The organism is Oerskovia paurometabola, from assembly GCF_016907365.1.
GTDB classification, from domain to species: Bacteria; Actinomycetota; Actinomycetes; order Actinomycetales; family Cellulomonadaceae; genus Oerskovia; species Oerskovia paurometabola.
On record NZ_JAFBBV010000001.1, the window covers coordinates 3,732,032 to 3,755,556 of the forward strand.

21 protein-coding genes and 1 tRNA gene are annotated in these 23,525 nt (G+C 73.8%); 6 read left to right on the plus strand and 16 right to left on the minus strand.

Annotation, left to right across the window (positions count from 1 at the left end):
• Window positions 1–66 precede the first annotated feature (66 nt).
• The 8 genes from JOD48_RS16605 to groL all read right to left on the minus strand — a co-directional run bounded on the left by JOD48_RS16605 (window position 67) and on the right by groL (window position 8,960).
• Window positions 67–321 (minus strand): phosphopantetheine-binding protein, encoded by a 255-nt coding sequence (locus JOD48_RS16605; RefSeq protein ID WP_191789528.1) that lies wholly within the window; start codon window positions 319–321, stop codon window positions 67–69.
• The gene (locus JOD48_RS16610; protein ID WP_204809839.1) at window positions 318–1,151 is read right to left on the minus strand and encodes an ABC transporter ATP-binding protein; all 834 of its coding nucleotides are present in this window, start codon (window positions 1,149–1,151) and stop codon (window positions 318–320) included. The genes JOD48_RS16605 and JOD48_RS16610 overlap by 4 nt, the downstream gene beginning before the upstream one ends.
• On the minus strand, window positions 1,148–2,494 hold the full coding sequence (locus JOD48_RS16615) for a lysine N(6)-hydroxylase/L-ornithine N(5)-oxygenase family protein (RefSeq protein WP_204809840.1): 1,347 nt from the start codon (window positions 2,492–2,494) through the stop codon (window positions 1,148–1,150). The genes JOD48_RS16610 and JOD48_RS16615 overlap by 4 nt, the downstream gene beginning before the upstream one ends.
• Window positions 2,491–4,224, minus strand: coding sequence for a (2,3-dihydroxybenzoyl)adenylate synthase (locus JOD48_RS16620; protein WP_204809841.1), 1,734 nt, complete (start codon window positions 4,222–4,224; stop codon window positions 2,491–2,493). The genes JOD48_RS16615 and JOD48_RS16620 overlap by 4 nt, the downstream gene beginning before the upstream one ends.
• Complete coding sequence (locus JOD48_RS16625; RefSeq protein WP_204809842.1) at window positions 4,221–5,504, minus strand: isochorismate synthase; 1,284 nt, start codon at window positions 5,502–5,504, stop codon at window positions 4,221–4,223. The genes JOD48_RS16620 and JOD48_RS16625 overlap by 4 nt, the downstream gene beginning before the upstream one ends.
• A 98-nt stretch (window positions 5,505–5,602) precedes the next feature.
• A complete protein-coding gene (locus JOD48_RS16630; RefSeq protein ID WP_204809843.1) occupies window positions 5,603–6,397 on the minus strand; it encodes a 2,3-dihydro-2,3-dihydroxybenzoate dehydrogenase in 795 nt (264 codons plus the stop codon).
• Window positions 6,394–7,053, minus strand: a complete 660-nt coding sequence (locus tag JOD48_RS16635) for an isochorismatase family protein (protein ID WP_204809844.1) — start codon at window positions 7,051–7,053, stop codon at window positions 6,394–6,396. The genes JOD48_RS16630 and JOD48_RS16635 overlap by 4 nt, the downstream gene beginning before the upstream one ends.
• A 272-nt stretch (window positions 7,054–7,325) precedes the next feature.
• Complete coding sequence (gene groL / locus JOD48_RS16640; protein ID WP_056645303.1) at window positions 7,326–8,960, minus strand: chaperonin GroEL; 1,635 nt, start codon at window positions 8,958–8,960, stop codon at window positions 7,326–7,328.
• A gap of 236 nt (window positions 8,961–9,196) precedes the next feature.
• On the opposite strand from groL, the gene JOD48_RS16645 reads away from it, so the two are divergent.
• The gene (locus JOD48_RS16645; protein ID WP_204809845.1) at window positions 9,197–10,651 is read left to right on the plus strand and encodes a glycoside hydrolase family 15 protein; all 1,455 of its coding nucleotides are present in this window, start codon (window positions 9,197–9,199) and stop codon (window positions 10,649–10,651) included.
• 10 nt (window positions 10,652–10,661) lie between these two features.
• Here the strand turns inward: JOD48_RS16645 and JOD48_RS16650 are convergent, their stop codons facing one another.
• The 4 genes from JOD48_RS16650 to JOD48_RS16665 form a co-directional block, all read right to left on the minus strand.
• Window positions 10,662–12,152: a phytoene desaturase family protein gene (locus JOD48_RS16650; RefSeq protein WP_307824214.1), complete on the minus strand. Its 1,491-nt coding sequence runs from the start codon at window positions 12,150–12,152 to the stop codon at window positions 10,662–10,664.
• Between the two features lie 5 nt (window positions 12,153–12,157).
• A complete protein-coding gene (locus tag JOD48_RS16655) occupies window positions 12,158–12,361 on the minus strand; it encodes a cold-shock protein (protein ID WP_191789535.1) in 204 nt (67 codons plus the stop codon).
• 122 nt (window positions 12,362–12,483) lie between these two features.
• On the minus strand, window positions 12,484–13,152 hold the full coding sequence (locus tag JOD48_RS20255; RefSeq protein ID WP_204809846.1) for a LytR C-terminal domain-containing protein: 669 nt from the start codon (window positions 13,150–13,152) through the stop codon (window positions 12,484–12,486).
• Between the two features lie 31 nt (window positions 13,153–13,183).
• Window positions 13,184–13,504 (minus strand): DUF3263 domain-containing protein, encoded by a 321-nt coding sequence (locus tag JOD48_RS16665; protein ID WP_191789537.1) that lies wholly within the window; start codon window positions 13,502–13,504, stop codon window positions 13,184–13,186.
• 262 nt (window positions 13,505–13,766) lie between these two features.
• Here JOD48_RS16665 and JOD48_RS16670 point away from each other — a divergent pair, with 262 nt between their 5' ends.
• Together JOD48_RS16670 and JOD48_RS16675 are read left to right on the plus strand one after the other, a co-directional pair.
• The gene (locus JOD48_RS16670; RefSeq protein WP_225226752.1) at window positions 13,767–14,423 is read left to right on the plus strand and encodes a uracil-DNA glycosylase; all 657 of its coding nucleotides are present in this window, start codon (window positions 13,767–13,769) and stop codon (window positions 14,421–14,423) included.
• Window positions 14,424–14,525: 102 nt separating this feature from the next.
• Window positions 14,526–15,347 (plus strand): SGNH/GDSL hydrolase family protein, encoded by an 822-nt coding sequence (locus JOD48_RS16675; protein ID WP_307824216.1) that lies wholly within the window; start codon window positions 14,526–14,528, stop codon window positions 15,345–15,347.
• 121 nt (window positions 15,348–15,468) lie between these two features.
• Here JOD48_RS16675 and JOD48_RS16680 read toward each other — a convergent pair.
• The 4 genes from JOD48_RS16680 to JOD48_RS19710 form a co-directional block, all read right to left on the minus strand.
• Window positions 15,469–15,541: transfer RNA gene (locus JOD48_RS16680), tRNA-Thr, on the minus strand.
• A gap of 129 nt (window positions 15,542–15,670) precedes the next feature.
• Window positions 15,671–16,513, minus strand: a complete 843-nt coding sequence (locus tag JOD48_RS16685) for a DsbA family protein (RefSeq protein ID WP_204809848.1) — start codon at window positions 16,511–16,513, stop codon at window positions 15,671–15,673.
• A 134-nt stretch (window positions 16,514–16,647) separates the two neighbouring features.
• Entirely contained in the window at window positions 16,648–17,262 is a 615-nt protein-coding gene (locus JOD48_RS16690; RefSeq protein WP_204809849.1) for a hypothetical protein, read from the minus strand.
• Between the two features lie 50 nt (window positions 17,263–17,312).
• On the minus strand, window positions 17,313–19,523 hold the full coding sequence (locus JOD48_RS19710; protein WP_239527464.1) for a serine/threonine-protein kinase: 2,211 nt from the start codon (window positions 19,521–19,523) through the stop codon (window positions 17,313–17,315).
• A 120-nt stretch (window positions 19,524–19,643) separates the two neighbouring features.
• Between JOD48_RS19710 and otsA the strand changes: the two genes are divergently transcribed.
• The 3 genes from otsA to JOD48_RS16710 all read left to right on the plus strand — a co-directional run bounded on the left by otsA (window position 19,644) and on the right by JOD48_RS16710 (window position 23,399).
• On the plus strand, window positions 19,644–21,134 hold the full coding sequence (gene otsA, locus JOD48_RS16700) for an alpha,alpha-trehalose-phosphate synthase (UDP-forming) (protein WP_225226723.1): 1,491 nt from the start codon (window positions 19,644–19,646) through the stop codon (window positions 21,132–21,134).
• A complete protein-coding gene (gene otsB, locus JOD48_RS16705; RefSeq protein WP_204809850.1) occupies window positions 21,131–22,027 on the plus strand; it encodes a trehalose-phosphatase in 897 nt (298 codons plus the stop codon). Before otsA ends, otsB begins: the two co-directional genes overlap by 4 nt.
• Window positions 22,028–22,274: 247 nt before the next feature.
• The gene (locus tag JOD48_RS16710) at window positions 22,275–23,399 is read left to right on the plus strand and encodes an ABC transporter ATP-binding protein (protein ID WP_191789543.1); all 1,125 of its coding nucleotides are present in this window, start codon (window positions 22,275–22,277) and stop codon (window positions 23,397–23,399) included.
• Window positions 23,400–23,525 lie beyond the last annotated feature (126 nt).

Here is a 23,525-nt window from a genome sequence, read left to right on the forward strand (position 1 = left end):
TGGCGGGGTCGTGCGGTGTTCGTCCGTGGTGCGGACGTGGTGCGGGGGCAGTGTGGGCGGCCCGCCTCAGGCGGCGACGCCCAGCGCGCGCAGGCAGCCGCGCAGCGTGGGCTCGACCGCGACCTGGGCGAACTCGACGGGCCGCCCCGCGGCGCGCCAGCGCTCGAGCAGGGCCATGAGCCGCACCGAGTCCAGCCCGTGGTCGGTCAGGTCGTCGTCGAGCCCGATCTCGTGGGCGGCCGAGCCGCCCGCGCCCAGGACGTCGACGACGTCCGCGAGGGCCTGCTCGCGCGTGATGGGTGTCGGGGTCGGGTGCGTCATGCGGTTCCTCCGGTGGCGCGGAGCGCGCCGGTGCGCGCGGGCGGACGCCTGGCCAGGACGTCGGAGCGGACGGGGACCACGAGCGGCCAGCCCTCGGGGTCGGTCATGACGTGGGCGCGGATCCCGAACACGTGCCGGACGACGTCGGCGTCCAGGACCTCCGCGGGGCGTCCCTGGGCCACGACCGCGCCGTCCTTCATGAGGACGAGCTGGGTCGCGTACCGGACGGCGAGGTTGAGGTCGTGCAGGACCGCGACGACCGTGCGGCCCTCGTCGTGCAGGCGCGCGCACGTGTCGAGGACGTCGATCTGGTGCGCGATGTCGAGGAACGTCGTGGGCTCGTCGAGCAGCAGCAGCGAGGTCTCCTGGGCGAGGGCCATGGCGATCCACACGCGCTGACGCTGCCCGCCCGACAGCTCGCTCACGCGCCGGGTCGACAGGTCGAGCGTGTCGGTCGCGAGGAGCACCTCGTCGATCACCCGGTGGTCCTCGGCGGACAGCGCGCGCAGGAAGCCCTGATGCGGGTGGCGGCCACGGGCCACGAGGTCGCGCACCCGGATGCCGTCGGGGCCGATCGGCGACTGCGGCAGGAAGGCGAGCCGCCTGGCGACCTCGCGCGGGGGCATCGACGTCACGGCCAGCCCGTCGAGCTCGACGGTCCCGGCCGTGGGGCGCAGGATGCGGGCGAGGGACAGCAGCAGGGTCGACTTGCCGCAGCCGTTGGGCCCGACGACGACCGTGAGCTCGCCCTGGAGGATCTCGAGGTCGACGCCCTGGAGCACGTCGCGCTTGCCGTAGCCGACGCGCAGGTCGGTCGTCGTGAGGCTCATCGGACGGCCACCGCGTCGGCACGGACGGCGGGCGCAGCTCGGCGGGCCAGGACCGACGCGAGCACCTCTCCGGCGCGGACGCCCAGCGTGGACAGCAGGGTCGAGCTGAGACCGTGCGAGTGCTCGGACTGCCCCACGAGGTAGAGCCCGGCGTCAGCGGGCTCGGTGAGCCGTGCACGGTGGTCGCGGTGCAGGTCCAGGGCCCCGTCGGCGTCGCGACCGAGCAGGTCGGTCGTGCCGCCGAGCAGGGTCGCCGGGTCCAGGGGCCGGTAGCCCGTGGCGAGCACGACCAGGTCCGCGTCGAGGACGGTCGTCGTCCCCGTGAGGTTCTCGGCGAGCGTCAGGGCCACCGGGCCGTCCGATGCGTCCCGCACGTCGAGCACCTCGGCGCACCGGTGCCAGTGCAGGCGCTCCCGGCCGAGCCACCGGTCGCGGTACTCGTGCTCGTGCAGCGCGCGGATGGTGTCCTCGGCGACGACCGAGTAGTTGGTGTTGCGGTGGTGCGCCATGAGCTGCGCGCGCCCGGCGGGCGGGGCGTCGTAGAAGACGTCGACCGTGCCCGGGTCGAACACCGAGTTGGCGTAGGGCGTCGAGTCCGAGGGCGAGAAGCCGTAGCGGCGCGCCACCGAGCGGACCTCGGCGCCGGGGAACCGGTCGTAGAGGTCGAGCATGATCTCGGCCGCGCTCTGCCCCGCGCCCACGACCACGGCGCGCCGCACGTCGTGGTCGACGAGCGCGATGCGGTCGAGGTAGCGCTGGTTGTGCCAGACCCGACCGGACTCGACGACGCCCGCCGGGAGACGGGGCTGCAGGCCCGCGGCCACGACGACGTCGCGGGCCCTGGTCCTGCTCTGGCCGTGCTCGCCCGCGACCGTGACGTCGAACGCGACGACCCGCCCGCCGTCGCGCACGGGCGTCACGGACTCGACCGACGAGCCGTAGCGCGTGAACCCCGCCAGGCGGGCCGCTGCCCAGCGCAGGTACGCCGCGAACTCGACGCGCAACGGCGCGAAGCTGCCCCGGTTGAGAAAGTCGACGAGGCGGCCCTGCTCGTGCAGGAACGCGAGGAACGAGTAGTCGCTCGTGGGGTTGCGCAGCGTCACGAGGTCCTTGGCGAACGCGACCTGCATGTGGGCGTCCTCGAAGAGCATCCCGTGGTGCCAGCGCGACGTGGCCTGGCGCTCGTGGAAGACCGCGCGCAGCGGTGCACGGCCGCTCGCGTTGTGCTCCTCGATCGCGATCGCGAGCGCCATGTTGGACGGCCCGAAGCCGAGTCCCAGGAGGTCGACGTCGACGTCGTGCCCGGGGCGGCGGGGGTCCTGCGTGCGGGACGGGTTGCTCATCGCGGGCTCCACGGCTGGGTGCGGGGTTCGGTGCCGGCGGCCGCGGGAGCGGGGGCCGGGTGGGCACGGTCGACCTTGCCGACCGCGGTGGTGGCGAGCGCCTCGACGGACTCGAACCGGTCGGGGATCTTGTAGGCGGCGATGCCGCGCTCGCGCAGGAACCTGCGCAGCACGGGGCCGGTCGGCGCGACCGCCCCGGGGCGCACCACGACGCGCGCGACCGCACGCTCGCCCAGGTACTCGTCGGGCTCGCCGACGACGCTCACGTCGAGCACGTCGGGGTGCGCGCGCAGGTGGTTCTCGACCTCGGCGGGGGCGACCTTCTCTCCCCCGCGGTTGATCTGCTCCTTGGCGCGCCCGACGACCGTGAGGTAGCCGTCGGCGTCGCGCGTCACGAGGTCGCCCGTGCGGTAGAAGCCGTCGGCCGTGAACGAGCGGGCGTCGTGCTCGGGCGCCCGGTAGTAGCCGCGGATCGTGTAGGGACCGCGGGTCAGCAGGTGCCCCGGCTGCCCGTCGGCGACCGGCTCGTCGTGGTCGTCCACGACCCGGACCTCGTCGGCGGGCGAGATCGGGCGCCCCTGGGTCCTGACGACGACCTCACGCGCATCGCCCGCCCGGGTGTAGCAGACGAGCCCCTCGGCCATGCCGAAGACCTGCTGGAGCGTGTCCCCGAAGACCGCGAGCAGCCGTTCGGCGGCACTCGTCCCGAGCTTGGCTCCCCCGACCTGGAGGACCTGGAGCGAGGAGAGGTCGTGCGTGGCGACGAGCGGCGAGGCGGCCCAGACGTGTGCGAGCGGCGGCACGAGGGCCACGTGCGTGACGCGGTGCCGCTCGACGAGCGCGAACGCCGTGTCCGGGGCGCCGTGCGGGGACAGGACCACGGTCCCGCCCGCGTGCAGGACCCCGAGCACGCCGGGAGACGTCAGGGCGTAGTTGTGCGCGACCGGCAGCGTCGCGAGGTAGGTGGAGCCGGGGCCCAGGCCGCAGATCCGTGCGCTCTCGCGCACCGAGTACAGGTAGTCGGCGTGGGTGCGCGGGATGAGCTTGGGCGTGCCGGTGGTCCCACCCGAGAGCTGCAGGAGCACGACGTCGGACGGGTGCGCGGCGTCCTCGAAGGGCCCACGGACCGTGGTCAGGTCCGATCGGCGCAGGTCGTCGAGCGCATGCGCGGAGAACGCGCCGGACGGGTCCGGCCGCCCGTCGGGACCTGCCGGAGCGACCCCCACGACCACGACGTGCCGCACCGAGGCCACGGCCCCGGCGACCTCGCGTGCGAGGGCCGCGTGGTCGAAGCCCACCTCGACACCGCTCGTCACGAGCGCGACGGCGCCCGTGTGCGCCGCGAAGTACTCGACCTCGGTGCGCCGGTGCGCGGGCAGCGCGAGGACCGGCACGACGCCCGACCGGCCGAGCGCGACCAGCACCTCGACCAGCTCGCTCGCGCTCGGGAGCTGCACGACGACACGGTCTCCCCTGCGCAGCCCGAGGGCCGCGAAGCCGTGCGCGAGGTCGTCGGCCGCGCGGTCCAGGTCCGCGTAGGTCAGGCTGCGGGCCGCGTCGACGAGCGCGGTCGCGTCGGGCCGTGCGGCCGCGGCGTCGCGCACGAGCGAGCCGAGCGTCTGGTCGGTCCAGAACCCGGCCGCACGGTAGCGGTCGGCGGTCTCGGCCGGGTAGGGGACGGCGCCGTCGAGCACGTGGGGCGCGGGACGCACCCGTGGGGCGGCCGTCACGACACGCTCCCCAGCGCGGACAGCAGCGTCGAGAACTTCACGGCGGTCTCGGCGTGCTCGCCCTCGGGCGTGGACCCGACGACGACGCCCGCCCCCGCGAACAGCCGCACGTCCGCGCCGCGCACCAGACCGCAGCGCAGCACGATCGCCCACTCGCCGTTCCCGGCCTGGTCCGCCCAGCCGACGAGGCCCGTGTAGAAGCCGCGGTCGAACGGTTCGAGCGAGCCGATGAGCTCGCGCGCCGCGGCCTGCGGGTGCCCGCAGACCGCGGGCGTGGGGTGCAGCGCGTAGACGACGTCGAGCACCGAGACCCCCGGCTTCAGGCGAGCGCTGACGGGCGTGCCGAGGTGCCACAGGTGCGACGTCGCGACGAGCTCCGGGGTCGCCGGCACGTCCAGGTCGTCCTCGTGGGCGACGAACCCGCGCAGCACGTCGCGGATCGCGTCGGTCACGAACGCGTGCTCGCGCAGGTCCTTCTCCGAGGTCAGGAGCCGCTGGGCCGTCGCACGGTCCTCCGCGGGGTCGGCAGAGCGCGGCGCCGACCCCGCGAGCGGGTGGCTGTGCAGCACGCCGTCGCGTACCGAGACCAGGAGCTCGGGGCTCGCCCCGACCAGGTGCCCCTGGTCGCCCGGCAGCTCGACGTCGAACACGTACGCGTCCGGGTTCGCGCGCCGCATCGCCGCCCGCACCGCGCCACGGTCGAGCGGCCCCTGCGCGGACACGTCGAGGGTGCGCGCCAGGACGACCTTCTCGGCGACGCCGTCCTCGAGCTGGGCCACCGCCCGCCCGACGGCGGCACGGAAGACCGCGTCGTCGCGTCCGAGCAGCGCGGGCACGGGTCGGGTCGCGGGGGTGCCGTGCTCGCCCTCGGTGCCGTGGGCGCTTCGTCCGCCCCCGGCGGGCTGCCGTGACTGCCACGACTGGTGCGCCGGGACGACGAGGTGCGCGGGACGCGAGGAGTCGAACGGGATGGTGCCCACGAGGACAGGGGCGGGCTCTCCGGCCCAGCGGGCCGAGGCCGCCCGCGCGAGGAGGTCCCGTGCCGCGGCCGCGACGGTCGGGCCGTCCCACGACCGCACGTCGAGACGGTCGCGCACACCGTGCGCGACGAGGCCCACGTCGGGCGACGCGAGCCGGAACTCGGCGTGCCCGAGGGGACCGCCGTCGTCGGGCAGGGTGCTGCGGGTCGAGGCGGTCGAGACGTGGTGGCGGCGCGCGTGCGCCGGGTCGAGCGCGACCGCGGAACCTGCCGGGTCGTCGAGCACGGTGAAGCCGGTCATGAGGCGTCCTCGGTGTCGATGGGGTGCGTGAGCCTGCGCGGTCGTCCGCAGGAGGACGGGCGAGAGGTCGTGCGGGGGGAGGGTGGGGGTGCCCGCCGTCAGCGGAGCGTGGCGCCGCCGTCGACCACGAGCTCGTGCACCGTGATGTGCCGGGCCGCGTCGGAGGCGAGGAAGGCGACCGCGTCGGCCACGTCGCGGGCCTCGGCGAGGCGGCCCAGCGGGATGCCGAGCCGGAAGTCCTCCGGCACCCCGGCCACGACCCGCGCCTCGGCCGACTCGTCGAGGACCCGCAGGTCGTCCGGGCCTCCCGACCCGGCGAGCGCCGCGAGCATGGGCGTGCGGGTCGAGCCCGGCGAGACCACGTTGCAGCGCACCCCGTAGGGCGCGAGCTCGAGACCGAGCGACCGGGTCAGGCTCGACGCCGCGGCCTTCGAGGCCGCGTACGCCGCCATCCCGACGCGCGGGACGCCCGCGGCGTTCGACGCGACCGTGACGATCGCGCCCCGCCGACGGGAGGACAGACATCGCGCGACCTCGCGAGAGACGAGGTAGACGCCCGTCGCGTTGACCGCGAGCATGCGCTCCCAGTCCGCGAGCGAGGACTCGGTCACGACACCGGGACTCAGGACGCCCGCGGCGTTCACGAGCACCTCGAGCGGACCGATCTCGGCCTCGACCCGGGCGACGAGGCGCACGACGTCCGCCTCGTCGGTCACGTCGAGGCGCACCGGGACGACGTGACCGGCCGCCGCTGCCTTCCCGAGCGGCGCCGTCGGGACCGTGCCGTCGAGGTCTCCCGCGACGACCACGTACCCCTGTGCCGCCAGCGCCTGCACGACCGCGGTCCCGATGCCGCCCGCGGCGCCGGTCACGAGGGCGACGCGAGCGCTCATGCCCCCGCCGCCGCGGGGACGCGCGCCCCGAGGTGGGTCAGCACGTCGTCCGTCGTCCCGACGACGGCGCACCGGTCCGCCGCCCAGGCGAGGGCCTGGCGGTGGTGGGCGAGCGAGAAGTCCGCGACGGCGTCACCGACGAGGAAGGGCTGGACGTCGTGCATGAACGCGTCGCACGCCGTGACGAGGCAGCCGATGTGGGCGTAGACGCCCGTCACGACGAGCTGGTCGCGCCCCTGCTCGCGCAGGAGGTCGCGCAGGCCCGTGCGGACGAACGCGTCGTAGCGCCACTTGGTCAGCACGGCGTCCCCCGGCTGCGGGGCGAGCTCGTCGATCACGAGGGCCGAGCCGTCGTCCGGGATGCCGGGTCCCCAGAAGTCGGTGAGCAGGCCGCGGTCGGCGGGGCGCTGCGCGGGCGGCTGGGCGGTCAGGACGACCGGTACGCCGAGCTCGCGCGCCGTCGTGGCGAGGCGCGAGATGTTGCGGACGGCGTCCCGCAGGACGGGCGACGCCGGGTCGAACGCGTTCACGAAGTACTGCTGCATGTCGTGCACGAGGAGCACCGCGCGGGCAGGGTCGACCTGCCACGCCACACGGTTGCTCGGGTACTCGTGCGGTGCCGGGCCGTCGTAGGCGGCGATCGTCGGCAGTCCCATGGTCCCCCCAGAGCCGGGCGTATCGAGCAGGTTAGTTGAGTGGGTTAGGTAAACCTTTCCTCACTGAGGTAGACCTAAGCACAGACTTCACCCGCCTGGGAAGACCCGTCCACGGAACGGACAGATGCCGACAATCTGCCATCTCGTTCACGGGTTGACGTGGACGTCCCCCCGAGAACGCCGAAAGGCCGTCCGGCCAGGTCTCCCTGGCCGGACGGCCCTTCGTGTCAGCTGCGCGGGCTCCTAGGAGCCCGGCCGCGTGAGCGGACGGATCAGAAGTCCATGCCGCCCATGCCGCCGTCGCCACCCGGCATCGGCTGGTTCTTCTCCGGCTTGTCCGCGACGACGGCCTCGGTCGTCAGGAAGAGCGCTGCGATGGACGCAGCGTTCTGCAGCGCGGAGCGCGTGACCTTGACCGGGTCGTTGACGCCTGCGGCGAGCAGGTCCTCGTAGACGCCGGTCGCGGCGTTCAGGCCGTGGCCCGAGGGGAGGTTGCGGACCTTCTCGGCCACGACGCCACCCTCGAGACCGGCGTTGATCGCGATCTGCTTGAGCGGAGCGTCGATCGCGGCACGCACGATCTGCGCGCCGGTCGCCTCGTCGCCGACCAGGTCGGTGATCGCAGCGGTCTCGAACGCGACGGCGCCGGCCTGGATGAGGGCCACGCCACCACCGGCGACGATGCCCTCCTCGACGGCAGCCTTCGCGTTGCGGACGGCGTCCTCGATGCGGTGCTTGCGCTCCTTGAGCTCCACCTCGGTCGCGGCGCCGGCCTTGATGACAGCGACACCGCCGGCGAGCTTGGCGAGGCGCTCCTGGAGCTTCTCGCGGTCGTAGTCGGAGTCCGACTTCTCGATCTCGGAACGGATCTGGTTCACGCGACCCGCGATGAGGTCGGCGTCGCCGGCACCCTCGACGATCGTGGTCTCGTCCTTGGTGACGACGACCTTGCGAGCCTGGCCGAGCAGGTCGAGGGTCGCGGTCTCCAGCTTGAGGCCGACCGTCTCGGAGATGACCTGGCCACCGGTCAGGATCGCGATGTCCTGCAGCATGGCCTTGCGGCGGTCGCCGAAGCCCGGAGCCTTGACGGCGACGGACTTGAAGGTGCCACGGATCTTGTTCAGCACGAGGGTGGCCAGGGCCTCGCCCTCGACGTCCTCGGCGATGATGAGGAGGCTGCGGCCGGCCTTCATGACCTGGTCGAGCAGCGGCAGCAGGTCCTTGACGTTCGAGATCTTCGACTCGACGATCAGGACGTACGGGTCCTCGAGGACCGCTTCCTGACGCTCGGGGTCGGTCTCGAAGTAGCGGGCCAGGAAGCCCTTGTCGAAGCGCATGCCCTCGGTGAGCTCGAGCTCGAGGCCGAACGTGTTCGACTCCTCGACGGTGATGACGCCTTCCTTGCCCACCTTGTCGAGGGCCTCGGCGATGAGCTCGCCGATCGCGGGGTCACCGGCCGAGATCGCGGCCGTGGCGGCGATCTCTTCCTTGGTCTCGATGTCCTTGGCGGCGACGAGCAGCTGGGCCGTCACGGCCTCGACAGCCTTCTCGATGCCGCGCTTGAGGGCGATCGGGTTGGACCCGGCCGCGACGTTGCGCAGGCCCTCGCGCACGAGCGCCTGGGCGAGCACGGTCGCGGTGGTGGTGCCGTCACCCGCGACGTCGTCGGTCTTCTTGGCGACCTCCTTGACGAGCTCCGCACCGATCTTCTCGTACGGGTCGTCGAGCTCGATCTCCTTGGCGATGCTCACACCATCGTTGGTGATGGTGGGCGCGCCCCACTTCTTGTCGAGGACGACGTTGCGGCCCTTGGGGCCGAGCGTGACCTTCACGGTGTCGGCGAGGACGTTGAGCCCGCGCTCCATCCCGCGACGAGCCTCCTCGTTGAAGGCGATGATCTTTGCCATGGGGATTGATCCTCCGCTGGTGGCGTGTGACGGTCGGTCGGCGCCCGCGACGGACGGCTCGCGCACGCCGACGTTCATGTCACGCCGACTCGCGGGCCTCACCTGACGACCAGAGAAAACTGTCACTCTCATGACGAGAGTGCTAACGCCATTATTGGCACTCGGCCGGTGCGAGTGCAAGACCAGGCACCCCCTATCGCCCGTAGCGGAACGACGAGCGTCCGGCTCGTCCTAGGATGCGCACTGTGAGGTTCGCGACGACGCGGTGGCGACTGGCGGTGCTGGGTGCAGCGATCGCCCCTGTCGTGGTGCTCGTGACCGCGGGCGCGACCCCGCCTCACCGCCCGACCGACGTGCACGTCGACCTCTACCAGGACGGTGTCGCGACGGCCGGGGACGGTTCGCTGCTGCGCCTCCCGGACGGGATGGCGGCCACCTACCTCGACGGCAGCAGGGTCCTCGACCCTGCCGCTCTCGACCCTGGGTGGCTCGCAGGCGGTCTCGACCCCCGCGACGGCGAGGTCGACCGGCTGACCGTGATCGCCGGCCCTCCGCTCGCGACGGACCAGCTCCGGGACGCCGAGGCCGCGACCCGCGCCGCGGAGGCCTCGCGCGCGTGGCTCGCCGCGGGCGACGTCCCCGGGGAAGGCACCCGGTTCGCGGCCCTCGGCCAGGACGCGCTGCTCGACCTGCACGCCCTCACGCTCGAGAACGGCGCCTCGCTCGCCGCCCCCTCCCCGAGGTGGCGCTTCGTGTGGCCGCGGGACGCGTCCTTCACGGCGGCCGCCTACGCGCGGACCGGGCACGTCGACGACGCCCTGCGGGTGCTCGACTTCCTGCGCTCGGTCCAGGAGGCCGACGGGTCGTTCCAGGCGCGCTACCGGCCCGACGCCGCGGGCGTGCCCGACGACCGCGGCAGCCAGTCCGACGGCAACGGGTGGGCCCTGTGGTCCGCCTGGACCGTGGTCGACGCGATCGAGGACCCCCAGGACCGTGCGGCGGCGCGCGTTCGGCTCGCACCTCTCGTCGACGCGTCGACGGACTACGTCCTGGGCGTCCTCGACGAGGACACGGCGCTCCCTCCGCCGTCGAGCGACTACTGGGAGGTCCACCCGACCGAGCTGACGCTCGGCACCGCGGCCCCCCTGCTCGCCGGCCTTGAGGCCGCTCGCTCGATCTACGCCGACGGCGAGCAGTGGGCACCGGCCGCCGACGCCGCTCGTGCCGCCGCCCGCCTGCGGACGGCGGTCGAGGAACGGTTCGGGCCCCAGGGATACCCGCGCCACGCGTCGGGAGGTCCGCAGGACGCGGCGACGACGTTCACCCTGCCGCCCTTCCAGCCCACGGCCCTTGCCGGGGCGCAGGACGCGTGGCGGTCGTCGGTCATGTCCATGCTCCGGCCCGCGGGCGGGGTCGCACCGGGGGCGGGCTGGCGCACCGACGGCATCTCGTGGACGCCCCAGACGGCCCTCTTCGCGCTGGCCGGGGCCTCGACCGGGGAGGTCGAGGCCGCCGAGAGCTGGCTCGACTGGCTCGCCACCCACCGGACGGCCTCGGGTGCGATCCCGGAGAAGGTCCTCGCGGACGGCTCGCCCGCGGCGGTCGCCCCGCTCACGTGGAGCTCGGCGCTCGTGGTGCTGACCCTGGTCGAGCTCGAGGACCAGCGCGCCGCAGCAGCGACGCTGCCCTGAGTCCGGAGCCTCAGGGAGCCAGGCGAGGCAGGTGCGGCACGTCGAACTCTCGCCGCAGCACGCGCTGGGCCGCGTACCAGCCGCCGAGCCCGTGCACCCCCGGTCCCGGTGGTGTGGAGGCCGAGCACAGGTAGACCCCGTCGAGGCCGGTCGCGTACGGGTCGAGCCGTGCCGTCGGGCGGGCGATCACCCTCCACAGGTTGACGGCCCCCGCCGCGATGTCCCCGCCCACGTAGTTGGCGTTGTGCTCGCTCATGCGCGCTGCGGGTACGCAGCGCGAGGTCACGACGACGTCGCGGAAGCCGGGTGCGAAGCGCTCGATCTGTGCGGTGATCGCCTCGGTGACGTCGAGGGTCGAGCCGGCGGGGACGTGCGCGTAGGCCCACAGGGGGCGGAGGTCTCCCGCCCTGCGCGACGGGTCGACGACGCTGGGGTCGCTCACGAGCACCATGGGACGCTCGGCGTGCCTGCCCTCGGCGACAGCGCCCTCTGCCGCGGCCATCTCGGCGCGCGTGCCGCCGACGTGGACGGTGCCCGCCCGTCCGACGTCGGCGTGCTTCCACGGCACGGGGCCGCGCAGGACGAAGTCGACCTTGGCCGCCGCGTTGCCGTACGGGAACGCCGTGAGCGCGCGCGCGGCCCGGCCGGTCAGGCGGGACCCGAAGACCTCGACGACCGTGCGCGGTGTCGTGTCGAAGATGATCGCGCGCGCGGGCGGGAGGTCCGACTCCGAGCGGACCGGGTGGTCGGTCACGACCTGGCCACCGTGCGCCTCGAGGTCCGCGACGAGCGCGGTCACGATCGCTCCCGAACCACCGCGCGGGATCGGCCAGCCGCCCTCGGAGTGCGCGAGCGAGGCGAGGAGCATCGCGACCCCGGCCGAGGCGAGCGACGGCACGGGGGCGATCCCGTGCGCGGCGACCCCCGTGAGGAGCGCCGGTGCGACGTCGCCCACGAAGCGCCGGTCCCACAGCCCCGTGCCCTGCTCGAGGACCCCGAGGCCGAAACGCGCCGCGGTCGGGATCCCACGAGGAACGAGGCCCGCGGGGACGCTGCGCTTGTCACCGAGCGCCGTCGCGACCGCGTGCCCGGGGTTCCGGGACAGCGAGCCGAGGAGCGAGCGCCACGCGGCGCCGTCGGGCCCCAGGCCGTCGACCGTCCGGTCGAGGTCGCGGTAGGCGATCCCCGCGCGGCCGCCCGGCAGCGGCTGGGCGTACGAGACCTCCGGGACGAGCAGCTCGACGCCACGCGACGGCAGGTCGAACGCCCGGAAGAACGGCGACGCCCACGCCATGGGGTGCACGGCCGAGCAGATGTCGTGGACCATGCCCTCGGCCAGCCCGAGGTCCAGCGTGCGGGAGCCCCCGCCGACCGTGGGCTGCGCCTCCAGGACGCGCACGGACAGTCCGGCCCGGGCGCACGTCACGGCCGCCGCGAGCCCGTTGGGACCCGAACCCACGACGACGACGTCCACCTCGGTCAGGTGCCGGGCGGGGGTCACGGCACTCAGAGCGCGCGCACCTGCTCGGCCTGGGGGCCCTTCTGACCCTGCCCCTGCTCGTACTCGACCTGCTGACCCTCGTCGAGCGAGCGGTAGCCGTCGCTCTGGATCGAGCTGTAGTGGACGAAGAGGTCCTGCCCGCCCGAGTCCGGCGTGATGAACCCGAAGCCCTTCTCGGCGTTGAACCACTTGACGGTGCCCTGTGCCATCTGCGTCTCCTCGTGCGGTGCTGACGTCGAGACACGTCGTGCCCCGGGACGAGACCGAGCCTAGTGGCCCGGGTCACACGAGGAAAGCAGACCGCCGAGCGTGAAGGACCTGGAGCGGCTGATCAGGGAGCGGGCGTGAGCGCCGTCTTCACGACCACGACCACGTCGCCCTCGCGCACCTGCGTCTGGGTCATCTGCTCCGCGGGGATGCCGAGGACCGCGGCGACGGCCGTCGCCGTCTCCTTGCGGTTCGCGGTGTACCAGACGGTGTTGGCCGCGAGCCCGGAGTCACCGGGGTAGGGCGCGAACTCGACCTTGGTGAAACCCTTCGCCTGGAGCGCGTCCTTGCCGACGCGGGACTCGCCCTCGGGACCGTCGTCGTTCAGGACGCGGACGTACGCGCCCTTGTCCGCGGCCGCGAGCAGGGCCGTGACGTCCGTGGCGGGAGGTGCCGGCGTCTCCTCCGTGGTGGGGGGCTCCTCGGCACCCTCGCCGTCCGCCGGAGGCTCCTCGGCCGCTCCGTCGTCCGTCGGAGGCTCCTCGGCACCCGCGTCGTCGGCCGGGGGCTGCGCGGCGGGCTGCTCCGCCTCGGCCGAAGGCTTCTGGCTGAACCCACCGGAGATGGCAGCGACCCCGCCGACCGCGAGACCAGCGAAGATCACCGCGACGAGGAGGAAGGGCCAGGTCTTGCTCCAGCCGCTGCGTGGAGCGCGATAGACCCCCACGGGCGCGCCCTCGGGCGCGGGGACGTCGAACTCGTCAGGCGCGTAGGGGTAATCGCTCTTGCTCACGGCGACAGGTTAGCCCGACTTGGCCCAGCGACTAAATGTCGCCGAGGCGACGTGCGGAGCGTGCGCGCTGCCGGGTGGACCGCATCCGACGCAGCCGCTTGACGAGCATCGGGTCGTGCGCGAGGGCCGCCGGCGAGTCGATCAGGGAGTTGAGCGCCTGGTAGTAGCGCGTCGCGGTCATGTCGAAGAGCTCACGGACCGCCTGCTCCTTGGCCCCGGCGTACTTCCACCACTGCCGCTCGAAGGCCAGGATCTCCTGGTCGCGGGCCGAGAGCCCCGAGTCCGTGGCCGGCGCGTCGTCCGCCTCGGCGGGCGCGACGAGGTGCTCGGTCGCGGCGAACGCTTCGCTCATGGGCGGGATCCTCACTCGTCGGGACGCGACCCGCTCACGGAGCGGATACCTGGACCGCACCAGCCTACGCGCGAACGACACCCGTGTCATTCACCCGCTCGCGTACCCTCGCCGCGTGAACAGCTTCGCGACGCCACCGTCCTCGGGGTCCCTCGAGCAGGCCCCGTCCGTCACCTCTGACCAGGCCGACCAGGCCGACCCGGCCGGCCCGCCGCTCGGCGCGGCCGGTGCCGGCGCCCCCCACCGTCCGCTCGCCGAGATCATGGCCCCCGACTGGGCCGAGGCGCTCGCCCCCGTCGAGCCCCAGCTCCGGGCCGTGGGCGACTTCCTGCGCGCGGAAGCGGCGGCCGGACGCCCGTACGAGCCGGCGCCGTCGGACATCCTGCGCGCCTTCCAGCGACCGCTCGCCGACGTGCGCGTCCTGATCGTGGGCCAGGACCCGTACCCGACGCCCGGGCACGCCATGGGACTGTCCTTCTCGGTCCAACCGCACGTGCGACCGGTCCCACGCTCGCTCCAGAACATCTACGCCGAGATGGCGACCGACCTCGGCACCCCCACGCCCGTGCACGGCGACCTGTCCGCGTGGAGCGACCAGGGCGTCATGCTGCTCAACAGGGTCCTGACGGTCGGCGCGGGCGACACCGGCTCGCACCGCCGCAAGGGCTGGGAGGTCGTCACCGAGGCCGCGATCCGCGCCCTCGTGGCCCGCGACCAGCCGCTCGTCGCGATCCTCTGGGGCCGCGACGCCGCGACGCTCAAGCCCCTCCTGGGCGACACCCCGGTCGTCGAGAGCGCGCACCCCAGCCCGCTGTCCGCGCGGCGCGGGTTCTTCGGGTCGCGGCCCTTCTCGCGCGTCAACGAGCTGCTCGTGGCCCAGGGGTCGGCGCCCGTCGACTGGACGCTGCCGACGGCCTGACGCACCCCGCCGGGCCACGGCAGCGCTACGTCGTCGGACCGGCCGCGTTGCGCCGTCGGGAATCCCCGGGACGCAGCGCGGCCCGTGTCACACAATGGAACGGTGACCACCTCGCACCCGGACAGAGACAACGCGCCCCGCTGGGCCAGCTACGTCGCGATCGGCGACTCGTTCACGGAAGGTCTCTGGGACCCCTACCCGAACGACCCGGACCGCCAGCGCGGCTGGGCCGACCTCCTCGCAGGGCACCTGTCGACGCGACGCAGCGCCGCAGGCCACGCCCCGCTCGAGTACGCCAACCTCGCGATCCGCGGCCGGCTCCTGCGCTCGATCCTCTCGGAGCAGGTACCGGCCGCACTCGCGCTCAAGCCCGACCTGGTGAGCCTCATCGGCGGGGGCAACGACATCCTGCGCCCCGCCGCCGACATCGACCGCCTGGCCCGCAACCTGGACCACGCCGTCGGACGCCTGCGCGCCGAGGGCATCGACGTCCTGCTGGGCACGGGCTTCGACACGTCGGGCTCGCCCCTCGTGGGCCTCACGCGCGGACGGGTGGGCGTGTTCAACGCCCACATCTGGTCGATCGCGCGCCGCCACGGCGCCCACGTCCTGGACCTGTGGGGCATGGCGTCGCTGCACGACTGGCGCATGTGGTCCGACGACCGGATCCACCTCACGCCTGACGGGCACCGGCGCGTCGCGCAGGCCGCGCTCGTGGGCCTGGGCCAGGCGCCCGACGACGTCGCGTGGGACGACCCGTTGTCTCCCCTGCCGCCCGTCCCGCTCCTCGACCGTGCCCGGCAGAACGCCGAGTGGGTGCGCGTGCACGTGTACCCGTGGGCGACGCGGCGCCTGCGGGGCCACTCGTCGGGCGACCTGCGCGAGCCCAAGGCCCCCGTGCTGACGCCGGTGCAGTCGCAGTAGGCAGCCCGACAGGACAGCGCGGCGCCCGGCCTGCGGGCTCGGGCCGCCGACGTCCCCGGACGACGAAGGCCGGCGTCGCGCAGCTCGTGCTGCGCGACGCCGGCCTTCGTGGTGGGACCGGAGCCGCCTGTCGGGTTCGAACCGACGACCTTTCGCTTACAAGGCGAGTGCTCTACCAGCTGAGCTAAGGCGGCACGCCACCCGAGGGCAGCGGCACCGTGAGGTGCGCGAACAGCCTACCGGGTGCTGCGCGCGCGGTGGACGCGCGGCGAGCAGGCGGTCGGCGTCCGTCCCTCACCTGGGACGGACGCCGACCGGGCGGGTCAGCCCTTGGCTGCCTCGACGGCCTTCTTGAGCTCGGCCGGGTCGGTCCAGTTGCCGTCCCAGCGCTCCCCGTTGATCGTGATGGTCGGCGTGCCGAAGCCACCGGTCTGCGGGTTGGCGAGGTCGGGGTTCTGCGTGGCGAGGTTGGTCGCCCCCTCGGCCCACTTGCCGAACTCCTTGGTCGCGTCGCCCGCGGCGATCTTGTCCGCCACGTCGGCCGGGACGCCTGCGGTCGTGGCGATCTCGGCGATCTGCGCGTCGGTCAGGCCGGCCGTGTTTTCCTCGGGCTGGTTGGCGAACATCGCCTCGTTGAACGCGTTGAACTGCTCCGGGGCGTGCTCGGCGACGTACGCGGCCGCGGAGGCGGAGCGCGTCGAGAACTGGCTGCCGGACGAGAAGCGGTCGAGGATCGCGACCGGGTGCTGCACCAGGGTGATGTCCCCGGCCGTGCGCATCTCGTCGATCGAGGCGGCGTTGACGGACTCGAAGTCACCGCAGATGGGGCACATGTAGTCGAAGTACACGCCGAGCTCGACGGCACCCTCGGTGCTGGTCCCCGCGACGCCGTCCGTACCGACCGGGATGCCGCCCGTGTCGTTGGCCGCGGCGGGCGCCGTGACGCCCGTGAGCGGCTCGGTCTTCTGGGCGTCCTTCTGGTTCATCGCGGGGATGAAGACCCAGAGGAAGGCGCCGATGAGCACGGCCAGGCCACCGACGAGGGCGCCGATGGTGATCGCACGGTTGCGCTTGTCGCGCTTGGCCTGCGCCTCGCGCAGCGCGAGGGCTTCGGCACGGGCCGCGTCGCGGCGGTCGGCCTTGGTCTGACGGGGTTCGTTCGACATGGGAGTCCTTGGAGTCGTGTGGTGGCGCGGTCCCGCTCAGGGCCGCACTGGTCGCGAGGGTAGCGGTCCGTGCCACGCGAGCCCAGGGTGCGGGGCACCGGGTCGCGTGGCGGCGACGAGTCGGGATCGAGTCGTCAGGCGGCCGCGAGCGCGGCAGGTGGCCCGCGCAGCGAGCGCACCGCGGCGAGCGCGAGATGGGGCAGCACCTTGGTCGCGGACCGCACGACCTGCCGGCAGGAGAAGGCGACGGGTGCGAGCGGCGCCCGCAGCAGGGCGACCGCGCGGCGCGGGCTCAGGACCGCGGTGAGGCGGTCACGCACGCGCAGGGCCACGGCGGCCAGCCCGCACCCGGCGAGCAGCAGCGCGAGGTGGGCGAGCAGCACGGGCAGCGCGAGCACGCCGACGACGGTGACGACGCGGGCGGGGTCTCCCCCGAGCGCGGCGGTCCCGGCGGGGCAGTCGGCGGTCTCCCGCAGGAGGGCCAGGTGCACGCCCGCGACGCCCCAGCCGCCCGGAGCGGGCACGCACTGGTGGACGAGGCTGAAACCACGGTCCGCGAGGAGCGTCAGGGTCCCGACGACCAGGAGGAAGCCGGCGACGACGAGCGAGGTCGCGGCGGTCAGCGACCGCGTCAGCAGACGCTCGGGGCCGTCCGTGCGCACGCGCGAGCGGGCCGCGGTCGCGGCCTCGTTCGGGGCTGTCCCGGAGGTCGCGCCGGTCGGCGCTCCCGGGGCGGACGTCCTGGTCACGGGGTCAGGGTACCCGCGCTGTCTGAGAGTTTCCGGTGAGGCACGTGGACTCACAGGCTCGGCGGCGGACCGGGGAAGGGCGCCCAGTCGATCGGCGTGCCGTCGCCGAGCGAGAAGAGCACGATCGCCGCGAGCACGAGCCCGGCGAGCACCAGGAAGATCGCCCCGACGCGACCGGGCGCGACGTGCGCGAGCGTGGTGCGCGCCCCGTACCGGGTGAGGCCGGACAGCGGCCCGAACCAGGCGAGCAGCACCGTGACCGCCATCGCGGCGCACAGCACGACGGTGAAGACCCAGGACTCGTTGGCACCGCCGACCGAGCGGGCCTCGACCGTCTGCTGGGGCGCGAGGACGAGCATCCCCGGCGCGAGCAGCCACCACGAGCCCACGACGAGCAGCACTCCCCCGCACAGCGCCACGAGCAGGGACGGCACCGCGCCCACGACGGCGCGCAGCGCGTACCAGGGCGCGGCGATCGCGGTGCGTGCCCCGTCGCCGCGCTGCACGCCCTTGCGCTCGCGGCGGCCGTGGAGCGAGTCCGCGCCCACGCCGACGACGCGCAGCACGACCACGACCAGCGCGAGCAGCACGAACGCGAGGCCCGGGTGCGACCCCGCGAGCAGCACGAGCGGCAGCCCGAGCGCAGCCACGGTCCCGGCCCGGCGGCGGTGGGCGGGGCGCGCGTAGCCGGGGGCGGAGATCACGCCGAGGGGGCGGCCGAACGCGTCGAGCGGGTCCCCGCCCTCGCGCTCGGCCGCCTGCGCGCCGCGCCCCTTCTTCCCGCCCGACGGCGGAGCGTTCGCGGGCGGCGCGGGCTGCGGCGCGTACGGGTTCTGGGTCGGCGGAGGGTACGGGCCCTGCGCCGGCGGGTACGCCCCGGGCGGCGCTACAGGTACGGCAGGCTGCCGCAGGGTGGGCTGCTGGACGGCGGGCTGCACCGCGGTCGGCTGCAGGCCAGCGGGCTTCGCGGCAGGAGGTACGGGTGGTGCCGGTGGCACGGTGGGCACCGCGAAGGTCCGGCCGTCGTTCGCGATGACCTGGGTCGCGGCGAGGGGCGGGATCGACGGCGCAGGCGGGGTCGGCCGCGGCACGGGCACGGCCGAGCGGACGGTCGGGACGACGCTCGTCGGCTGGACGTCACCGGCCGAGGCGGGCAGGACGACAGTCGCCGCGGCCCCGGCCGCGCCGCCGGCCCCGTTCGAGGCAGCAGCGCCCGCGGGCCCCACGGCGGCAGCCCGCTCGGCCGCCGCGAGCGTCCCGCCGACGGCCGCCACGGCGGCGGCACCGGCGAGCGCCGCACCACCGGCCGCGCCGCCCCCACCACGGGCTGTCCCGCCTCCGCCGAACTGCTGCGGGACGACCGCCGTCGCGCCCGTGGCGAGCGACGCCGTCGGGCCGTCGCCGCCCTGCGCCGCGCGGTGCAGGACCGCCGCGACCTCCGAGGGGCCGAGGCGGGTCGCCGGGTCCGCCCGCAGCGCCGCCGCGAGCGCCTCGGCCGTGCGGGGGCCCAGGCCGTCGAGGTCCGCCTCCCCTGTCCGGGCCCGGGCGAGCACGGCCTCGACGGGGCGCATGCCGAACGGCGGCCGCCCGGTCGCGGCGAACGCGAGCAGCGCGGCCCAGCCCCACCAGTCGCTGTTGGCGCTCGGCGCCGCACCCTCGAGCAGCTCGGGGGCCAGGTACCCGGGCGTGCCCATGACGAGACCGGTCGACGTGGCGCGCGCCTCGTCGAGCCCGTGCGCGATGCCGAAGTCGATGAGGACCGGGCCGTTCTGGGTCACCAGGACGTTGCTGGGCTTGAGGTCGCGGTGGACGACCCCGGCCGCGTGGACCGCCTCGAGCGCCTCGGCGAGCTGGTCCGCGAGCTCGAAGAGGTCGCGTGCGTCGAGCGGGCCGCCCGTCGCGATCTCCTCCTCGAGGTTCGGGCCGTCGACGAGCTCGGTCACGATGAAGGCCTCGGAGCCGTCGAGCTCGACGTCGAGGATCTGCGCGACCGCGGGGTGCCGCAGCCGTTGGAGCGCGACGGCCTCGCGGCGAAGGCGCTCGCGCCCCTGCGCGTCGACGTCGAGGTGTGCGTGCAGGAACTTGATCGCGACGAGGTTTCCGCCGCCGTCCTCGGCCTCGTAGACGGCTCCCATGGCACCGGCACCGAGGCGGGCGAGGATGCGGTAGCCGCCGACCTCGCTGCCCGTGGGCAGCCCCCCACGCCGCGCGGCCCCGTTGCTCCGCGCCGGGTCGGCTGGTCTGCTGCTGGCCTCCTCCATGGTGTCAAGGTATCGACAAATCGAGGCCGTGCCCTGCGCTCCCGGGAGCAAGCAGGACGCGACACCGATAACCTGGGTGGAGTTTCACCAAAGTTCAACCGAATACCAAGGAGATCTCCATTGACTGGCAAAGACGGCTACGACCTCGTCGTGGTGTCCAACCGGCTTCCCGTCGACTTCACGGTCGACGACGAGGGCCACGTCGACTGGAAGCGCTCCCCCGGGGGGCTCGTCACCGCGCTGGAACCCGTCATGCAGAAGTCGGACGGTGCCTGGGTCGGCTGGTCGGGCGCCCCTGACCTCGAGGTCGACCCCTTCGACGCCGACGACATGCGCCTGGTACCCGTGACGCTGTCCGCGACCGAGATCGAGCGCTACTACGAGGGCTTCTCCAACGACACGCTCTGGCCGCTCTACCACGACGTCATCGCGCCCCCGGCGTTCCACCGGCAGTGGTGGGACGCGTACCGCCGCGTCAACCAGCGCTTCGCCGACGCCGCCGCCGCGCAGGCCGAGCAGGGCGCGACCGTCTGGGTCCACGACTACCAGCTCCAGCTCGTGCCGCGCATGCTGCGCGAACAGCGTCCCGACCTGAAGATCGGCTTCTTCAACCACATCCCCTTCCCCCCGCTCGAGCTCTTCCAGCAGCTCCCGTGGCGGCGCCAGGTGATCGACGGCCTCCTGGGCGCCGACCTCATCGGCTTCCAGCGGGCCGGGGACGCGTCGAACTTCATCCGCGCCGTGCGGCGCCTCACGGGCTACACGACCCGCGGCCCCATCGTGACCGTGCCCGGTGCCGAGGACCGCCCGTCGCGCAACGTGCGCGCCGCCGCGTTCCCCATCTCGATCGACTCCCGGACCTTCGACGAGCTCGCCCGGACCCCCGAGGTCCAGGCCCGCTCGCGCGAGATCCGCGCCGACCTGGGCGACCCCGAGTGCATGATGCTGGGCGTCGACCGCCTCGACTACACCAAGGGCATCCGCCACCGCATCAAGGCCTACGGCGAGATCCTGCAGGACGGGCGCATCGACGTCGAGCACGTCACGCTCGTCCAGGTCGCGAGCCCGAGCCGCGAGAACGTCGGCGCGTACCAGGAGCTGCGCGAGCAGGTCGAGGGCCTCGTGGGCCGCATCAACGGCGAGTACGCCGAGATCGGTCACGCCGCGATCCACTACCTGCACCACTCCTACCCGCCCGAGGAGATGGCCGCGCTCTACCTCGCAGCAGACGTCATGCTCGTCACGTCGCTGCGCGACGGCATGAACCTCGTCGCCAAGGAGTACATCGCGGCCCGCTCCGACGACCGCGGCGTCCTGGTCCTCTCCGAGTTCACCGGGGCCGCCGACGAGCTCGCGGGCGGAGCCCTGCTCGTCAACCCCCACGACATCGACGGCATGAAGGACATCATCGTCGCGGCCGCGAACATGGACGTGCGCGAGCAGCGCAAGCGCATGCGCCGCCTGCGTCGCCGTGTCCTGGCCGACGACGTCTCGAAGTGGTCCGAGTCGTTCCTCGGCGTGCTCCAGGCCATGCCCTCGCGCGACACGCCGCGCACCCACGCCCCGTCCCGCGCCGCGGACGAGGTGCCCGTCGAGGGGGAGGGCGCGTGACGCCGTCGGGCACCGAGCACACCACGACCGGCGGGGCCGCCGACCTCACCGCGGCCCTCGCGGCCTTCGCGAGCGCGGCCGGGACGGCGCGCACGGGCGCACGGCCCGGCCCCGTCCTCGTGGCGAGCGACTTCGACGGGGTCCTCGCCCCGCTCGGGGACGACCCCCTCGCGTCCCGTCCCACCCCGGGCTCCGCCCTCGCGCTCGCCCGGCTCGCGGCGTGCGGACCCGACCGGGTGCGCGTCGCGCTCGTGTCGGGACGGCGGATCGAGGACCTCGCGCACCTCGCCTCGCCGCCGCCCGGTGCGCTGCTCGTCGGCAGCCACGGCGCGGAGACGGGCGAGGTGCTCGCACCGCTCCGCGACGGGGCCGACGACGAGCGCCGCGTGCGCGCCGACGGCACCGCGGCCCGGGTCCGCCTCATCCCCGTGACCCTCGACGACGCGCAGAGCGAGCTCCTGGCCCACGTCACCGCCGGCCTCGAGGAGATCGCGTCCCCCGTCGAGGGCGCCTGGGTCGAGCACAAGCCCTCGGCCGCGGTGCTCCACACCCGGCTGTCCCCCGCCGACGCGGCCCAGGCCGCGACGGCCGCGGCGGTCGAGCTCGGCGAACGACTGGGCGCGCACGTCATGGCCGGGAAGAACGTCGTCGAGATGGCGGTCACGAGCACCTCCAAGGGCATCGCGCTCGACGCGCTGCGCGAGCGGCTCGGTTCCCCGGCGGTGCTCTACCTGGGCGACGACGTGACCGACGAACGAGCCTTCGCGGTGCTCGGCCCGGCCGACGTGGGCGTCAAGGTGGGAGAGGGCGAGACCCTCGCCGCGTACCGCGTCGCCGACCCCGCCGAGGCCGCGGCCGTCCTGACGACGCTCGCCGACCTGCTGGACGTCTGAGCATCCGCCTCCCCCGGCGCCCGAGGACCGTGACCAGGACGTGACCTGGGTGTGACGGAGGACTCAGGAACCGGGGGTAGGATGCCGAGCAACGATGACGTCGGACCACCGGGTCCCCGGGAGACCGGAAGCCCTGGAGGTTCGACTTCTTCTGTGTCACAGCAGACACGCACCACGTGAAAGCGCGGCACGTCACTACACAACGGATCGTCCGGCACGTACCTGCCGGTGGAGGGATGTACCCATCATGGCTACGGTCACTTTCGACCACGCAACGCGGCTCTACCCGGGGACCGAGCGCCCTGCGGTGGACCAGCTCAACCTGCACATCGAGGACGGCGAGTTCCTCGTCCTCGTCGGCCCCTCGGGTTGTGGCAAGTCGACGTCGCTCCGCATGCTCGCGGGCCTCGAGGACGTCAACGGCGGGCACATCTTCATCGGTGACCGCGACGTCACCGACGTGCAGCCCAAGGACCGCGACATCGCGATGGTGTTCCAGAACTACGCGCTGTACCCCCACATGTCCGTCGCGGACAACATGGGCTTCGCGCTGAAGATCGCCGGCACGCCCAAGGCGGACATCCGCCAGCGTGTCGAGGAGGCCGCGAAGATCCTCGACCTCACCGAGTACCTGGACCGCAAGCCCAAGGCTCTCTCCGGTGGTCAGCGTCAGCGTGTCGCCATGGGCCGCGCGATCGTCCGTCAGCCCCAGGTGTTCCTCATGGACGAGCCGCTGTCGAACCTCGACGCCAAGCTCCGCGTCCAGACCCGTACGCAGATCGCGTCGCTCCAGCGTCGCCTCGGTGTCACGACCGTCTACGTCACGCACGACCAGACCGAGGCCCTCACCATGGGCGACCGCATCGCGGTCCTCAAGGACGGTCTCCTGCAGCAGGTCGGCACGCCGCGCGACATGTACGACACCCCCGCCAACGTCTTCGTCGCCGGCTTCATCGGCTCGCCCGCGATGAACCTCGGCACGTTCGCCGTGAACAACGGCCTGGCCGAGGTCGGCCCGGCCCGCATCCCGCTCGAGCGCGAGGTCGCCGCCAAGCTCACCGACGCCGACAAGGGCAAGATCACGCTCGGCTTCCGCCCCGAGGCGCTCGAGGTCACCTCGCAGGCCAACGAGAGCGCCTTCCCGGTCGAGGTCAACATCGTCGAGGAGCTCGGCTCCGACGCGTTCGTCTACGGCACCCTCAAGGGCGACCTGGCGACCAACGCGGACATCCACTCGGGTGCCGGCGACAACCAGATCATCGTCCGCGTCGACCCGCGCAACGTGCCCGCCAAGGGCGAGCGCATCTACGTGGCGATCCGCCCGGGCAACACGCACATCTTCTCGACCGCGACGGGCCTGCGTCTCAGCTGACCCACAGCGACACGGGGCGGGCTCGGCGACAGCCGGGTCCGCCCCTTTCGCATATCCTTCCCGGTGGTGCGGAACGTCCGCGCCACCACGCCCCCGCACGCGAACGGCCACCGCGGAGAAAGGACC

Excerpts from the sequence above, each read along its gene's own strand:
- groL (WP_056645303.1), bottom strand. The coding sequence starts at position 8,960 with ATGGCAAAGATCATCGCCTTCAACGAGGAGGCTCGTCGCGGGATGGAG.
- JOD48_RS16605 (WP_191789528.1), bottom strand. The coding sequence starts at position 321 with ATGACGCACCCGACCCCGACACCCATCACGCGCGAGCAGGCCCTCGCG.
- JOD48_RS16685 (WP_204809848.1), bottom strand. The coding sequence starts at position 16,513 with ATGTCGAACGAACCCCGTCAGACCAAGGCCGACCGCCGCGACGCGGCC.
- JOD48_RS16655 (WP_191789535.1), bottom strand. The coding sequence starts at position 12,361 with ATGGCACAGGGCACCGTCAAGTGGTTCAACGCCGAGAAGGGCTTCGGG.
- JOD48_RS16625 (WP_204809842.1), bottom strand. The coding sequence starts at position 5,504 with ATGACCGGCTTCACCGTGCTCGACGACCCGGCAGGTTCCGCGGTCGCG.
- JOD48_RS16610 (WP_204809839.1), bottom strand. The coding sequence starts at position 1,151 with ATGAGCCTCACGACGACCGACCTGCGCGTCGGCTACGGCAAGCGCGAC.
- JOD48_RS16635 (WP_204809844.1), bottom strand. The coding sequence starts at position 7,053 with ATGGGACTGCCGACGATCGCCGCCTACGACGGCCCGGCACCGCACGAG.
- JOD48_RS16670 (WP_225226752.1), top strand. The coding sequence starts at position 13,767 with ATGGCCCCCGACTGGGCCGAGGCGCTCGCCCCCGTCGAGCCCCAGCTC.
- JOD48_RS16615 (WP_204809840.1), bottom strand. The coding sequence starts at position 2,494 with ATGAGCAACCCGTCCCGCACGCAGGACCCCCGCCGCCCCGGGCACGAC.
- JOD48_RS16710 (WP_191789543.1), top strand. The coding sequence starts at position 22,275 with ATGGCTACGGTCACTTTCGACCACGCAACGCGGCTCTACCCGGGGACC.
- JOD48_RS19710 (WP_239527464.1), bottom strand. The coding sequence starts at position 19,523 with ATGGAGGAGGCCAGCAGCAGACCAGCCGACCCGGCGCGGAGCAACGGG.
- JOD48_RS16645 (WP_204809845.1), top strand. The coding sequence starts at position 9,197 with ATGCGCACTGTGAGGTTCGCGACGACGCGGTGGCGACTGGCGGTGCTG.
- JOD48_RS16630 (WP_204809843.1), bottom strand. The coding sequence starts at position 6,397 with ATGAGCGCTCGCGTCGCCCTCGTGACCGGCGCCGCGGGCGGCATCGGG.
- JOD48_RS16665 (WP_191789537.1), bottom strand. The coding sequence starts at position 13,504 with ATGAGCGAAGCGTTCGCCGCGACCGAGCACCTCGTCGCGCCCGCCGAG.